The following is a 14,394-nucleotide window of genomic DNA, read 5'->3' as shown; positions in this document are numbered from 1 at the left end:
AGAGCGCCGTTTACTTTCGAAAGGACCACATGAACGCCACGGCTGACGATCCGGGTGTGTTGTTTCCCTTTGGTACCCCTGACCTTGCAGCGCCCGTCCGGGTTTTCTGCCTGCCGTACGCGGGCGGCGGTGCCGGCCTTTACCGTGCATGGAGCCAGCGCACTGTTCCCGGTGTGGCGGTCGTCCCGGTACAGCTGCCGGGGCGTGAGAACAGGCTCCATGAGCCGCCGGAGCACGATTTCGACGCCCTCGCCGCACGGCTGGCGGAGGCGATCGCTCCGTGGACGGGCGAGCGCTACGCCCTCTTCGGGCACAGCATGGGCGGTCTGCTCTCGTACGAACTCGCGCACCGACTGCAGGAGCTGACGGGACGGCCGGCCGAACTGCTCGCCGTGTCCGCCTGCGCGGCGCCCGACGTGGAACGCCCTTCCTGGCGCATTCACGATCTGCCCAGGGAGGAATTCGTCGCGGAGGTGCGACGGCTCAACGGCACCCCGCAGGAGGTGTTCGAGGACGAGGACCTCCTCGACCTGTGCCTGCCGCGCATCCGCGCCGACTTCTCCGTGCTGGCGAGCTACCGGTACCAGCAGCGGACTCCGCTGGCCGTGCCGGTCACGGCGCTGTGCGGCACCCGCGATCCTCAGGTCCCCACCTGGTCGGTGGAGAACTGGCGCAGCCACACGGCCCGCGAATTCAGGCTGCATCTCGTGGACGACGACCACTTCTTCATTCACCGTCACGAGCAGGCCGTCTTCGGGCACCTCACCGATGGGCTTCGCGAGGTACTCGTGTGAGGCGAGGAACCGACCGGCCGGCGGAATTCCGGCCGGCGGTCGCCACGGATCAACACCTCGCCTTGCCGACACAAGAAAACGGAACCCGGATATGAGCAATCCCTTGGACGAGCCGGACAGCTCGTTCGTGGTGCTGACGAATCACGAGGCGCAGTACTCGCTGTGGCCGGTGTTCGCGGAACTTCCCGACGGGTGGACGGTCGCGCATCCAGAAAGCGACCGGCAGACCTGCCTGGATTACATCGAAAAGGAATGGACGGATATGCGTCCGAAGAGCTTGGTGAACATGATGAGGGGTGTCGCATGAGCAAGACGGTTACGACGATAGCCGAGGTCTACAACCACGCCCTGGCAGCTTCGGCGATCAGTGCGGCGTGGGAGGTCGGTATCTTCGACGCGCTCCGGGAGGCAGGGCCCCTGGATGCCGAGGCTTTCGCGGCCGAGCAAGGGCTGGACGCGGGCTCGGTGCAGGAGCTGTTCCGCGCGCTGGCCGCGGCGGACGTGGTCAGCCGGGAGGGCGTCAAGGTCCGTCCCGGCCCGAACTTCGAGGAAGCGGACCGGTCCAAGTCGCTGTTCCACTGGATGACAAAGGGCTGCGGCGAGCTGTTCAGCACTCTCCCGGACCTCATCCGCGAAGAGAACCGGGTGGGCTCCTTCTACCGGCGTGACGCGGCGGCGATCAGCGTCGCGTGCCGTGAGATCAACGCCGAGTGGTGGGACCCGGTGTTCCGGCCGGTGGTGAGCGGGCTGGACTTCAGTTACGTCGCCGACCTGGGATGCGGCAGCGGCGAGCGGCTGATCCGGCTGGCTCAGTCCCGGCCGGGCGTACGGGGCCTCGGCATCGACGCCGCCGACGGAGCCATCGAGGTCTCCACCAAGGCGGTGGCCGATGCGGGCCTGTCGGACCGCATCAGCATCACCCAGGGCGATGCCACGCAGCTCGAACCGCGCGCCGAGTACGCGGGGGTCGACCTGCTGACCTCCTTCATGATGGGACACGACTTCTGGCCCCGCGCCGAGGCGGTCGCCTCGCTGCGGCGCATCCGGGAGGTCTTCCCCGATCTGAAGCACTTCCTGCTCGCGGACGCGACGCGGACGACCACGTACTCGGACACCGAAATGCCGGTCTTCAGCATGGCGTTCGAGTTCGCTCACGCGGTGATGGGCGACTACCTGCCCACGCTGGAGGAGTGGGGCCCGGTCTTCGAAGAGGCCGGCTGGCGTCTCGTGGAAGCGCACCCCATCTCCGTCCCGGCGGACAGCGTGATGTTCCACCTGGTCCCCGCCAACTGACCCACTGCCGCCCCGGTGCCTCGGACCGACGCACCGGGGCGGCAGTGCGCCGGCGAGCCGCGGCGCTCGCCGACGTCACCCGCGAGGCCACCGGCACCGGCACCCGACCGCCGGCCCTCACCCCGCCCCGGCAAGCGCCGTCCGCCCCGCCGGAGTGTCGGCTCGCCCTTTCTCGTAGACGGTGAGCCCCCGCGCCAGTCGGAGAGGCACCAGCAGCAGCTCCACGATGAGCGCCTTCCATGCGTAGACGAGATTGACCGCCTTGGTCGCGTAGACGCAGGGGATGTTCAACAGCACGCCGACAAGCGGGAGTTTGCGGCGGCGGGCGGCGTAGATGAGGGGTGGTGTCGTCAGCAGGAGTTCGGCGCCGGCCCACCAGGCGAAGGCGAGCGCGGGTGGCTGGTCCGTGGTCGCGGCGAGCACGAACGGGGTCGCCCACCAGAGCGGTGCGGTGAGGATCTCGAAGAGAGCGAGCAGCACCCAGACGGCCAGCAGGGGTTTGTGGAGGATCAGCCGGCCCAGATGGAGCCGGACGTTCTGGCAGAAGCCGGCCATCCATCGCCAGACCTGTTTGCGGAGATAGGTGAGGTCTTCGGGGTCGGCGGCGAGGGCTACCGCGTCGGGGACATAGACCGCGCGGCGGCCCGCGATCTGCTGGGACCAGGTGAAGTCCATGTCCTCGACGATGGTGCGTTCGGGGAATCCGCCGAAGGACAGCAGATCGTCGCGGCGGAAGACGGAGCAGCAACCCGAGCAGACCATGGGGCTGTTGGCCAGGGCCTGGATGGGGCGGTGCCAGTGGAAGCCGAAGAGATATTCCGTGGACCGTCCGCGCTCCCAGATCGTGCGGGTATGGCGGGTGCGGACGGTGCCGGCCGCGACCGCGACGCTGGGGTCGTCGAAGACGGGGACGACGGTCTCGATGTAGTCCGGTGCGAGAACGGTGTCCGCGTCGACGGCCAGGACGAGGTCGGTGGTGCAGTGCGGCAGGGCGTGGTTCTGCGCCTTGGCCTTGCTGCCGAGATTGCGCGGCGGGCGCAGCACGGTCACGCCGTGTGACGCCGCCACCTCGCCCGTACGGTCCGTGGAAGCGTCGTCCACGACCAGGACGCGGTCAGGCCGGACCGTTTGACACGCGAGGGACTCCAGTGTGGCCGGTAGCCCCTCCTCCTCGTTGTGAGCAGGCACGATGACGGTAATGGTGTGCATGTCGAGCTCCCCCCGCTGTGCGGATCGCATGGACTACGACAGCGATCAGTCCGATCACGCCGTAGACGATGGTGCTGATGCCGATGAACGGCAGTCCTCCGTGCATGTCACCGACGGTAGCGAGATTCCGTCGCATGCGGTGGGCGAGGCTGCCGCCTGTGGATAACTCCTCGGCGGGGGTTGCGAGTTCGTTCGGCGTCGAGGCGCCGGGGCAGCTTGATTGCCGCCAGGGCACCGACCGCGGCGAGGACCGCGAGGGCGAGCAGCGTGGACCCCATCGCGGAGACAAAGGCGTCGTGGGTCCAGTGCGGTCCGTCGGCGAGTGCTCCGCCACCACGTGATCCGCCGCCGTGTGATGCGCCGCCGTACGGCCGGCCGCCGGCAGCAGTCGGTGCGGTGAGGGTGAGCAGCATGGTGGCCACGGCGACGCCCAGCGTCGGGCCGATGTTCATCGCCGTCTGCTGGAGCCCGCCGGCCACCCCGGCGTTGCCCACGGACGCCTGGTGCACGATGACGGCCGTCGCGGTGACCATCACCGTGCCGAATCCCGCGCCCAGCAGAAGGAAACCGGCGCCGATCTCCACCGGCGTGGCCCTCTGGTCGAGTTGGGAGAGCAGAAGGATGCCGAGGGTCAGGAGCACCATCGCCGCCATGGTCGTCCGGCGGGGGCCGTGTCTGCGCTGCAGGACGGCCGAGGCCGGCGCGCTCAGCACCATCATCACGGCCAGCGGCAGCACGCGCAGACCGCTCTCCAGGGGATCCAGCGCGAGGACGTCCTGCAAGAAGTACGTGCCGACGAACAGCGCACCGAACAGGGCTGCCGAGGCGGACAGCAGGATGGTGAGCGCCGAGAGGACGGTTGCCGATCCGAGCACGCTCAGCGGCACCAGCGGGCTCGCGGTACGCCGTTCGTGCCGGATGAACGCGCCACAGGTGACCGCGGCCGCGACGCCTCCCAGTGTGGTCGCCGCCGTCCAGCCGGTTTCCGGTATCGCGACGAGGGTGTGGACCAGGCACACCAGGGTTATCGCGAGCAGACAGGCGCCGGGCAGGTCGAGCCGGGCGGCGGAGGTGCCGGCTCCGGTCACCGGCGAAGAGTTAGGTGTAGACGTAGGAGCATGTGCAGGCGTAGGAGCAGGCGTCGGCAGGTGGACGGTGAGGGCCAGTACGCCGATCACGAGCGCGGGTGCCACGTTGAGGAAGAAGACCGCCCGCCAGCCCAGATGGGCGGCGAGTGCGCCGCCGACGATCGGGCCGGCGGCGGCCGCCAGACCGATGGCGCTGGTGCGCAGCGCGAGGGGCATACCGAGCTGGTCGCGCGGGTACGTGGCGCGCAGCATTCCCAGGGTGGCCGGTTGCAACAGTGCGCCGAAGACACCTTGGGCGACGCGTAGGCCGATCACCCAGCCGACGTCGGAGGCCAGGCCGATCCCCGCCGAGGTGGCGCCGAAGCCCAGGATCCCGACGGCGAAGATCTGTTGGTGGCCGAACCGGTCGCCGAGGCGGCCGGCGAAGACGAGCAGGCTCGCGACGGCGATGAGATAGCCGGTGCTGGTCCACTGGACCTGCACGAACGAGGCGTGCAGGGCCCGCTGCATGGTGGGCTGGGCCACGGTCAGCACCGTGCCGTCCAGGGCGACGATCACGGCCCCGGTGATGCTGCCGACGAGCGTGAGGCGACGATGGCGTACTGAGCTCATCGGCCCTCCGACCCTAGGTGTGCGTTCAGCGCGGCACGCAACAACGGTTCGACGTCGTCGGTCCCCGTAGCGAGCGGGAGGCTGCCCCACCCCCACAGCTGGGCGATGCCGTGCAGGTTCCCCCACAGCGCGCCCGCGACAACCGCTGGCGCCGCATCAACCGGTGGCTGTGCCCGGGTGACGAGGTCGACGAGGACACCGAAGAGCGGCAGGCTGGTCTCCCGCAGACCGAGCTGATTGCTCTCCAACAGGTCATGGCGGAACATCAGCTCGAACATCCCGCGGTGGGTCAGCGCGAAGTCGAGATAGCAGCGTCCCAGCGCCATGAGCTGGGCGCGGGGGCTCGCCCGGCCGTCGCCGATCGCCTCGGCGGCCCGGTCGCCCAGGTCGGCAAAGCCCTGACGTGCGATGGCGGACAGCAGGTCCAGATGGGTCGGGAAGTAGCGGCGCGGAGCTCCGTGCGAGACCCCGGCCTGGCGGGCGATCTCGCGCAGCGACAGCGCCTGAATTCCTTCTCTGGTCAGCAGATCGACGCCGACCTCGACCAAACGGGCACGCAGGCCCGCCTCTTGATCATTCATAGACACTGTCTACCAAATCGAGTAGACAGTGTCTACACGGCCGCCCGCTCGCCGACCGATCGGCGACGGGGCTCGCCCGCCGACGGTGCCGGAAAACACAACGACGCCGGCCGCCGCGCCCCGTGGGGGCGAGCGCGACGGCCGGCGTGTGGAGCTGAGGCGGTGAGGTTCTTACTCGACGACCTTCAGCAGCTTGTTGGGCGTACCCTCACTCGGGTTCGAGATCTTGTCGGGAGTGGCGCCGTCCGTGAGGGCCTTCTCCACGTCGGCCGGCTTGGCGTCCTGGTGGCCGGCCAGGTAGACCGCGGCGGCACCCACGACATGCGGGGTCGCCATGGACGTACCGGAGATGGTCTTGGTGGCGTCGTCGCCGGTGTTCCAGTCCGAGGTGATGTCGGAGCCGGGGGCGTAAAGGTCCACCACGCTGCCGTAGTTGGAGAAGTCCGACTGCTGGTCGTCCTTGGTGCTGGAGGCCACCGTGATGGCTTCCTTCACCCGCGCCGGGGAGCCCTGGCCCGCGTCGGTGGACTCGTTGCCCGCCGCGACACCGAAGGTGACACCGGAGTCGATGACCTTCTTCACGGCCGCGTCGAGCGCCTCGTCAGCGCCGCCACCGAGCGACATGTTGGCGACCGAGGGGCCCTTGTGGTTCTTGGTGACCCAGTCGATGCCCGCGACGACCTGCTCGGTGGTGCCGGAGCCCTGGGCGTCCAGGACCTTGACGCCCACGATCTTGGCCTTCTTGGCGACACCGTGCGCCTCACCGGCGATGGTGCCCGAGACGTGCGTGCCGTGGCCGTTGTCGTCCTCGGCCTTGTCGCTGTTGTCGATGGCGTTGAAGCCGTACGACGCGCGGCCGCCGAAGTCCTTGTGGCTGATGTGGACACCGGTGTCGATGACGTAGGCGGTGACGCCCTCACCCGCGCTGTCGGGGTAGTTGTACTTGCCGTCGCCCTTGGTGTCCGCCTGGTCGATGCGGTCCAGGCCCCACGACGGCGGGTTGTCCTGGGTGCCGTCGATGTGGAACTTCTTGTTCTGTACGACCTTGTCGACGGCCGGGTCGGCGGCGAGGCGCTTGGCCTCCTCCTCGTTCAGACCGGTCGTCGAGAAGCCGTCGACGGAGGAGTAGCTCCGCTTGACCTTGCCGCCGTACTTGGCGGCCAGGTCGCCGCTCTCCGCGGTACGGACCGACTTCTTCAGCATGACGATGTAGCTGTCGTTCACGGCACCCTTGGCCTCGGCACCGTAGATCTTGCCTTCGACGGGAGCCGTGGACGCGCCCGCGGTGACCGCGGTGACGGCGGCGATACCAGTGGCGGCGACCGCGGCGGATATTGCCGTGATGAGCCGCTTCTTGCTGGAACGCTTGTGAGCCATTGCGAGGGTTCTCCTCGTTCGTGGTGTGGGGGGAAAGCGTTGCGCAACAGCCCGTGGAGACCGGAAGATCTGCGACGGACTGGCTCGAAACCCTGTCTGATTGACGGGTCCAATTCAAGGCCAGCCGAGCCGTGTGAGATAAGCAACAACCCTGCAAAAATGCAAAAAGTCGCAGAACTGGTCATAAAAAGTTTGGTGAGTTGAACCTGGTGGACTCAACTCCGTTTACGTTCGTGTAATAGACGGTGACATCGTGGCGAACGGTCCGTCAGATGGGTTGCGCGGTATGGCAGGCTCGCGCTCCGCAAGATATGTGCGCGGCTCCGTGTAGGTGCGGTCCCGCGTATGTGCGGTCCCGCACGGATCTGTACGGATCAGCGGGGCAGCGCCGCCTCGATGAGATCCGCCGCCTGTCGGGTGCCGCCCTCGCGGGCCATCTGCCGACGCAACCGATCGGCGTGCGCGGTGACTTCGGGATCGTTCACCAACGACAGCACCGCCTCGCGCAGCGCCTGCGCGGTGGCCTCCTCCTTCGGCAGATGCTTGCCGACGCCGAGCGCCTGGAGCATGTCGGCGTTGGAGAACTGGTCCACGGCCTGCGGTACGCACACCATGGGCACCCCGTTCGCCAGCCCCTCCTGACTGCCGCCCATGCCGGCGTGCGTGATGAAGGCGTCCGCCCGGCGGAGGACGGCGAGTTGCGGCACCCACTGGTGCACCTCGAAGTTGTCCGGGATCGCGCCGAGTTCCGACGGGTCGACGAACTTGCCGATCTGCAGCACCACATACCAGTCCGCCAGCCCGCCGAACGCCTCGATGCAGGCCCGGTAGAAGGCGGGTTCCTTGGTGAAGGCGGAGCCCAGGGAGACCAGAAGCACCTTGGTGCCGGGCGTCAGATGCGCGGGCCGCCGCCAGTCGCCCTGGTGGGAGCGGTCGCCCTGGCAGGAGCCGACAAAGGTGTATACGGATTCATCGACCCGGTCGGCGTGCGGCTGCATGGCCTTGGGGATCAGGACCAGGCAGCGGCCGGGCCGGGCCACGAAGCGGTCGGGGTCGGTGCGGGAGGTCATGTCGTGCTCGTCGAGCCAGGCCTGGAAGCGTGCGTAGTACGCCCGGCCGCGTTCGGTGCCGAGCAGCTCGGCCCGCATCGGCTCGGCGACCTCCGCCTCGTAGCCCTCCCAGGCGACCATGTTCGGGGCGAGCTGGATCGCCGGGACCTGCCAGCGGTGGGCGAGCACGGGCGCCGGGTACGAGGTGATGTCGTGCAGCACGAGGTCGGGTTCATCGCCCTCGTACGCCGCGAGGAGCTGCGGGAGCGCCTGGATGCCGTCGTTGAGGAACGGCTCCACGTTGTCGATGAGTTCGGTGCCCCAGTCCTCCGGTTTGTCTTCGGTGGGCAGGCTGGAGTTCCAGAGTCTGGGCTCGGCACCGGTGCCGGCGACGAGGTCGGCGAAGCCGGGCGGAATGGCGTAGGTGACGCGGTGGCCGCGGGCTACGAGCTCCCGTACGACCTCAAGGCTCGGATTGACATGACCGTGGGCCGCGATGCTGAACATCGCGATATGGGCGGGCTTTTGGGTGCGGGACATGGCGAGCACACTCCTTGGCGAGGACGCACGGAGGGAAGGGACGTGGGTGCCCTCGCAGGCTAGACGAGACGATACGTCTCGTGCAACTGGCTTGCGGTCGCCGGAAGTGCCCTGCGCGAATCCCTCTGTGCCTCCCTGTGTGCGTCACCGCGTGGATCCCTGGCCGTGTCCCCGCGTGTCTCCCTGTCTGCGTCCCTCAGCGCTGGTAGCGCGCCAGGACCAGGTTGCCGTCCTTGACGAGCCGCTTGCGCAAGGTGTCCAGATCGATGGCGCCGCTGTAGTACTCCTGCAGTCCGGGAGTTGCGATCTTGTCCTTCCACTCCGGGTAGCCACGGACCGACTGGGCCGGGGCGGAGCGGAGCGAGCCCGCCAGCGCGGTGCCGGTCGCCCACTCGTACTCGGTCACCCGTAGCGCCGGATCCTTCAGCGCTTCCCGACCGGTCGGCAGCAGCCAGTCGCCCAGGGCGAGCCGGACCATGTTCGGCGGCCTGAGGAGGAAGTCGATGAAGGCCATCGCCTCTTCCTTGTACGGGCAGTCCTCGGCGATCGACAGGGTCTGCGGGCTCACCCCCTGGGCCGGTGTGGTGCCCTTGGGGGCGGGCAGCACCGTCCAGTCGAAGCCCTTGGGTGCCTGCTGGGCGATCTGCTGACGGTACGAGAAGCCGAGCGGCACCATCGCATAGCGCCCGGCGAAAAAGCCCGGGAGGGTGTCGGAGCCGCCCATGCCCAGGGTCGTACGGGAGGCGCTGCGGTCGACGTTCACCTGGTCGTGGATGGTGCGCGGCACCACCTGGTCGACGGCGTCGAAGCGGACCTGCACCTTGCCGTCGGGGCGGCGGTGGAAGACCTGGCCGCCCGTGGACAGGGCGAGGTTGAGGGTGGCCGAGACCGGTTCCTTCAACGGCCAGGCGACGCCGTGGTCGGCGCCGCGGGTCAGCCGCTGCGCCACCTCCGCGAACTCGTCCCAGGTCCAAGGGTGTTCGGGGGTGGGAACGCGGACGCCGGAGCCGTGCAGCTTCGCGCGGTTCGCGATCAGCACCCGTGGTTCCTGGAGGAACGGAACGCCGTAGACCCGGCCGTCGAACGTTCCGGTCTCCCAGCTCTGCCGTGGGATGTCGCGCTGGAGGCGCGGCGGCAGCAGGTCGGTGAGATCGGCGAGGTCGCCGCCGTAGGCGAAGTCCGCGAGGTCGTCGGAGGCGTCGTGGATGATGTCCGGCGCCTCGCCGCCCTCGAAGGCGGTCAGCAGCTGGTCGTGGACGGTGGACCAGGCGCCCTGGACGTATCGCACCTGAACGCGGGGGTGTTGGGCGTTCCACTCGGCGACCAGCTGTTTGTTGGCCTTGAGGGAGTCCTGCTGCCAGGCCAGCGACTGGAAGCGCAGGGTGATCCGGCCGCCGGCCGTGCGCCGCCGGCGGCCGGTGGAGCAGCCCGGCAGCAGGGCCGCCGCGGGCAGCGCGGCGGCGGCCGTGAGCAGTCTCCGCCGGTCGAGGCGGGCGGGTGCACCGGATGTGTTGTCGTGGCGCATCAGTTCTTCACCGCCCCGGCGAGCATCCCGCCCGTGATCCGCCGCTGGATGGCGGCGAACAGGAGCAGGCTCGGGAGGGTGGCCAGCAGCGCGGCGGCGGCGAGCGGGCCGAGGTCGGCGACGCCCTCCGTCCCGATGAAGTGGGTCAGCACGACCGGCAGCGTCTGTTTCTCGGGCGACTTGAGCAGGACCAGGGCGAAGAAGAACTCGTTCCAGGCGGTGATGAAGGCGAACAGCGCGGTGGCGACGATGCCCGGCGCGAGCAGCGGCGCGGTGACCGAGACGAGCGTACGGATCCGGCCGGCGCCGTCCACGGCCGCCGCCTCCTCCAACTCGGGTGGCACGGCCCGGACATAGCCCGTCAGCATCCACAGCGCGAACGGCAGCGACCAGACCACATAGACCATGATCAGACCGATCCGGGAGTCCACCAGATGGAGGCCCTTCAGGATCAGGAACAGCGGGATGATCACCAGCACCAGCGGGAAGGCCTGGCTGATCACCACCCAGCCGGTGGCCGCCCGCGAGAGCCGGTTGCGGTAACGGGCCAGTGCGTACGCCATCGGGGTCGCCAGCACGATCGCGATCAGCGCGGAGACCGCGGCGGCCAGCAGGCTGTTGCCCGCGGCCGCCAGCAGCGGCTGCTGCTCGAAGGCCTGCCGGAAGTTCTCCAGGGTGGGCGCCTCGGGTATCCAGGTGGGGTGGATGCTGCCGAGTTCGCGCGGTGGCTTGAAGGCGGTGGAGATCAGCCAGAGGAACGGGAAGGCCAGGAAGATCAGGTAGGCGAGGAGGGCGGCGTACTGGCCGGTGCGGGTGGCGGTGCGCCGCGCGGTGGCGGCGTTCTTCCCCCCGCCCGCGGAGCCCCGGTGCTTGGTGTCGTTCACTGGTCGTCGCCCCCCTTCAGCCGGCCGGCCAGGTAAATGGCCAGCAGGACGGAGATCACCGCGACCATCGCCAGGCCCATCGTGGCGGCGTATCCGAACTGGCCGTAGCGGAAGGCCTCTTCGTACGCGAAGAGCATCGGCAGTCGGGTCCGGCCACCGGGGCCGCCGTCGGTCAGGACGAAGACCAGGGCGAAGGAGTTGAAATTCCAGATGAAGTTGAGCGCGGTGACGGCGAGCGCGATGGGCCTGATGGCGGGCCAGGTGACCGTACGGAAGCGGCGCCAGGCGCCCGCGCCGTCCATGGACGCGGCCTCGTGCAGCTCGCGCGGGACGTTCTGCAGGCCGGCCAGGAGGGTGACGGTGGTCTGTGGCATCCCGGCCCAGACACCGACGACGATGACCGCGGGCAGCGCGGTGGCCAGCCCGCTCAGCCAGTCCCGGCCGTCGGCTCCGGACAGCCCCAGGCTGCGCAGCGTCTCGTTGAGGACTCCGGCGTCCGGGTGGTAGACCAGCCGCCACATGATGCCGACGACGACCTCGGGCATCGCCCACGGGATGATCGCCAGCGCGCGGGCCAGCCAGCGCAGCCGCAGATTCAGGTTGAGCAGCAGGGCGAGGCCGAGGGCGAGTAAGAACTGCGGGACGGTGACGCCGAAGGCCCACACCAGACCGATCCGGAAGGAGTCCCAGAACAGGGAGTCCTGGAACAGATCGGAGAAGTTGAGCAGCCCCACGAACCGGGTGGCCTGGGTCCGGCCCGACTGGGCGTCGGTGAACGCCAGCCCGATGCCGTACAGCAGCGGTCCCACGCTCAGCACCAGGATCGGGATCAGCGCGGGCAGCACCAGGAACCAGGCGCCGTGGTCGGGTCGGGGCCGGGCGGCGCGGCCCGCGTCCGCTGCGGTTGACCGCTGTGGCGCGGTCGCAAGGGTCACGGCAGGGGCTCCTTAGGGCGCGGCCCGGTCCGGCGGGCGCTGTGCGCGGCCCCCGGGTCGGGTATGCGGTCTGCTGGTTCGGGGCTCGGAGCCGCGGCACCCGTTGGCGCTGCGGCATACGGCTGTCCGTTGCTCGCTGCTGCGATCGGGAGCCACCGCGCTACCGCGCCGGCTCGGTCGCCGCATCTCCCGCCGTCGGTTGTGCTGCCATCGCGCCTCCCCCTCTCCCCCGTTGCCCGCTTCCCCGTTGCCCGCCCTCACCGGCACCGTGTCCGTACGGCAGGGTGCGGCGAGGTCGTTCCGGCCCGGGCTCTCCCGTCGGGAGGTGCTCCGGGGCAGCCGGCCGCCGTCATCGTCGTGAGGGCTGCCACCACAGTCAAGGTCCCGGCCGGATTCCTTGAAGGATCTCCCCACCTGGGCGGTCCGCCCAACCTGCGACACTGGTCGCGATCACGCACCGCAGGAGGCATCACCATGACCGAAGCGAGCCCCGCCGCCTTCACGGAAGCGCGCGCCCGGGACGTACTGGCCTCGGCCGGGCGGCCGGACGCGGCGGCCGACGCCAGGCTGCTCTCGCTCGGCGAGAACGCCGTCTTCGCGCTCGGCGACGGCGGTCCGGTCGTACGGGTGGGCCGCAGCGCCGAACTCCTGGAGCGGGCCGAGCGGGAGCTGGGCGTGGCCCAGTGGCTGGCGGCCGAGGGCGTGCCGGCCGTACGGGCCGCGGAGCCCGTGGCCGCGCTGGTCGACGGGCATCCCGTGACGTACTGGCAGCGGCTGCCGGAGGCCGTCCGGCCCGCCGGTCCGGATGATCTCGCCGCGCTGTTGAAGCTGGTCCACAGCCTGCCGAAGCCGCCGTTCGCACTCCCCCGGCGCGAACTGCTCGGCGGCGTCGAGCGCTGGCTGCGGCTGGCGGGCGACGCCGTATCGGCGCCGGACGCGGAGTATCTGCGCGGTCGGCGGGATGCGTTCGTGGCGGCCGCCACGGCGCTGGAGCCGCATCTGCCCCGCGGCCCGATCCATGGCGACGCGCTGCCCCGCAATGTCCATGTCGGCCCCGACGGGCCGGTGCTGGTCGATCTGGAAACCTTCGCCTCCGATCTGCGGGAACACGACCTTGTCGTGATGGCGCTGAGCCGGGACCGCTATGGCCTGTCCCCGGACTCCTACGACACTTTTGTCTCCGTCTACGGCTGGGACGTACGCGACTGGGAGGGCTGCGCCGTGCTGCGCGGGTCCCGGGAGACGGCGAGCTGCGCCTGGGTCTCCCAGCACGCGCCCGGAAACCCGGCGGCGCTCAAGGAATTCCGGCGGCGGATCGCCTCACTGCGCGAGAAGGACGCGACGGTGCGGTGGTATCCGTTCTGAGGCCGGCACGGCCCGGACGACCGGGGCAGGGACCGCCGGGCCGAGGCGGGAACAGCCGAGCCGAGGCAGAGCCGAACTGAGGGACAGCCGGACCGAGGGACAGCCGGACCCAGCGACAACCGGACCGAGCGACAGCCGGACCGGGACAGTGACGGGCAGAGAAGCCGAGCTGTCCCGACCGGACGGCCCGCCACCGCTGCCGGTCAGGCCCTGGCCTGGTACGGGATCAGCGGCCAGGCCGGTTCGACTATCGCCCGTGGGTCTCCCGAGCGCCGCAAATACGCCTGGAACGAGGCGGCTTGTTCGGCGGCCGCCTGCTCCTGGAGGTCGTGCAGGGCACGCGGCGACGGGATGGCGACGGCCGGGAACTTCTCCCCGATGCGCCGGGCGACGCCGGCCGCGGCAGCCGCGTCGGCGCCGGCTTCGTGTGCGCCCTCCAGCCGGACGCCGTAGTGACCGCACAGCGCCTGCAGCGCGCGCTTGCCCTTGCGGTAGCGGTCCACATGCTTGTCCAGGACCAGGGGGTCGATGACCGGTGCGGGGGTGTGTCCGAGCCGCTCGGTCAGGGTCCGCAGGCCGTGGCGCCGGCACTCGCGGTCGAGCAGCGAGAGGTCGTAGCGCGCATTCATCACCACCAGCGGGATCTCCGCGCGCAGGGCGTCGGCCAGCGCCTCGGTGATTTCCTCTATGGCGGTCGCCGGCGGGCGGCCGTGTTCTTGGACATATGCGGTCGAAATGCCGTGAATGGCCGCTGCCTCGTCGGGAATCGGCACCCCCGGATCGAGCAGCCAGGTCCGCTTCCCGGCCGCCCGGCCGTCCCCCTCCAGCCGGATCAGGGCTGCGGTGACGATGCGGTCCTGCTCGACGTCGGTGCCTGTGGTCTCCAGGTCGAAGCCGACCAACAGCTCCTGATGCCAGCTCATGCCGAAACCTCGCTTCGCTCGGCCTCGCACTCACTCGGCGCGCCTTCGCGGTTCCCCCGGCCTTCGGCCGGGGGAACCCCCACGCTGCCCTCGCTCATGCGGCCTCCTTCGGTGGTACTTCCCCCGTTGCCCGCCCACTCTCGCACGCACCACTGACAATCGACCGGCCGCCCGTCGCGGCAGGGCAGCCACACCCGCCCGCCACCTCGCCGGCCCGGC

General features: G+C 69.8%; 13 protein-coding genes. 4 read left to right on the top strand and 9 right to left on the bottom strand.

Annotated features, from left to right (window positions below; translation table 11 throughout):
• Positions 1 to 29 precede the first annotated feature (29 nt).
• From KI385_RS34340 to KI385_RS34330, 3 genes are all read left to right on the top strand, one after another.
• Positions 30 to 794, top strand: a complete 765-nt coding sequence (locus tag KI385_RS34340; RefSeq protein ID WP_238575945.1) for a thioesterase II family protein — start codon at positions 30 to 32, stop codon at positions 792 to 794.
• 91 nt (positions 795 to 885) lie between these two features.
• Complete coding sequence (locus KI385_RS34335) at positions 886 to 1,101, top strand: MbtH family protein (RefSeq protein ID WP_128507445.1); 216 nt, start codon at positions 886 to 888, stop codon at positions 1,099 to 1,101.
• On the top strand, positions 1,098 to 2,087 hold the full coding sequence (locus tag KI385_RS34330; protein WP_238575944.1) for a class I SAM-dependent methyltransferase: 990 nt from the start codon (positions 1,098 to 1,100) through the stop codon (positions 2,085 to 2,087). Before KI385_RS34335 ends, KI385_RS34330 begins: the two co-directional genes overlap by 4 nt.
• Positions 2,088 to 2,204: 117 nt before the next feature.
• Here the strand turns inward: KI385_RS34330 and KI385_RS34325 are convergent, their stop codons facing one another.
• The 8 genes from KI385_RS34325 to KI385_RS34290 form a co-directional block, all read right to left on the bottom strand.
• A complete protein-coding gene (locus KI385_RS34325) occupies positions 2,205 to 3,296 on the bottom strand; it encodes a glycosyltransferase family 2 protein (RefSeq protein WP_238575943.1) in 1,092 nt (363 codons plus the stop codon).
• A gap of 107 nt (positions 3,297 to 3,403) precedes the next feature.
• Complete coding sequence (locus KI385_RS34320) at positions 3,404 to 4,996, bottom strand: MFS transporter (protein WP_238575942.1); 1,593 nt, start codon at positions 4,994 to 4,996, stop codon at positions 3,404 to 3,406.
• On the bottom strand, positions 4,993 to 5,577 hold the full coding sequence (locus KI385_RS34315) for a TetR/AcrR family transcriptional regulator (protein WP_238575941.1): 585 nt from the start codon (positions 5,575 to 5,577) through the stop codon (positions 4,993 to 4,995). The genes KI385_RS34320 and KI385_RS34315 overlap by 4 nt, the downstream gene beginning before the upstream one ends.
• A 171-nt stretch (positions 5,578 to 5,748) precedes the next feature.
• Positions 5,749 to 6,954: a S8 family peptidase gene (locus KI385_RS34310; protein WP_238575940.1), complete on the bottom strand. Its 1,206-nt coding sequence runs from the start codon at positions 6,952 to 6,954 to the stop codon at positions 5,749 to 5,751.
• A 374-nt stretch (positions 6,955 to 7,328) separates the two neighbouring features.
• The gene (gene mgt, locus KI385_RS34305; RefSeq protein ID WP_238575939.1) at positions 7,329 to 8,543 is read right to left on the bottom strand and encodes a macrolide-inactivating glycosyltransferase; all 1,215 of its coding nucleotides are present in this window, start codon (positions 8,541 to 8,543) and stop codon (positions 7,329 to 7,331) included.
• A gap of 196 nt (positions 8,544 to 8,739) precedes the next feature.
• On the bottom strand, positions 8,740 to 10,068 hold the full coding sequence (locus tag KI385_RS34300; protein ID WP_238575938.1) for an ABC transporter substrate-binding protein: 1,329 nt from the start codon (positions 10,066 to 10,068) through the stop codon (positions 8,740 to 8,742).
• Complete coding sequence (locus KI385_RS34295) at positions 10,068 to 10,952, bottom strand: carbohydrate ABC transporter permease (protein WP_238575937.1); 885 nt, start codon at positions 10,950 to 10,952, stop codon at positions 10,068 to 10,070. The genes KI385_RS34300 and KI385_RS34295 overlap by 1 nt, the downstream gene beginning before the upstream one ends.
• Entirely contained in the window at positions 10,949 to 11,887 is a 939-nt protein-coding gene (locus KI385_RS34290; protein WP_238575936.1) for a carbohydrate ABC transporter permease, read from the bottom strand. The genes KI385_RS34295 and KI385_RS34290 overlap by 4 nt, the downstream gene beginning before the upstream one ends.
• A gap of 474 nt (positions 11,888 to 12,361) precedes the next feature.
• Between KI385_RS34290 and KI385_RS34285 the strand changes: the two genes are divergently transcribed.
• Complete coding sequence (locus KI385_RS34285; RefSeq protein ID WP_238575935.1) at positions 12,362 to 13,252, top strand: aminoglycoside phosphotransferase family protein; 891 nt, start codon at positions 12,362 to 12,364, stop codon at positions 13,250 to 13,252.
• Between the two features lie 203 nt (positions 13,253 to 13,455).
• On the opposite strand, the gene KI385_RS34280 is transcribed toward KI385_RS34285, so the two are convergent.
• Positions 13,456 to 14,175 carry an exonuclease domain-containing protein gene (locus tag KI385_RS34280; RefSeq protein ID WP_238575934.1) on the bottom strand — a complete coding sequence of 240 codons (720 nt, stop codon included), beginning with the start codon at positions 14,173 to 14,175 and terminating at the stop codon, positions 13,456 to 13,458.
• Between the last annotated feature and the right edge of the window lie 219 nt (positions 14,176 to 14,394).

This window comes from Streptomyces inhibens (assembly GCF_022221585.1).
Lineage (GTDB): Bacteria > Actinomycetota > Actinomycetes > Streptomycetales > Streptomycetaceae > Streptomyces > Streptomyces inhibens.
The sequence above is the reverse complement of the archived record's forward strand: the minus strand, read 5'-3'. Positions and strand labels throughout refer to the sequence as shown.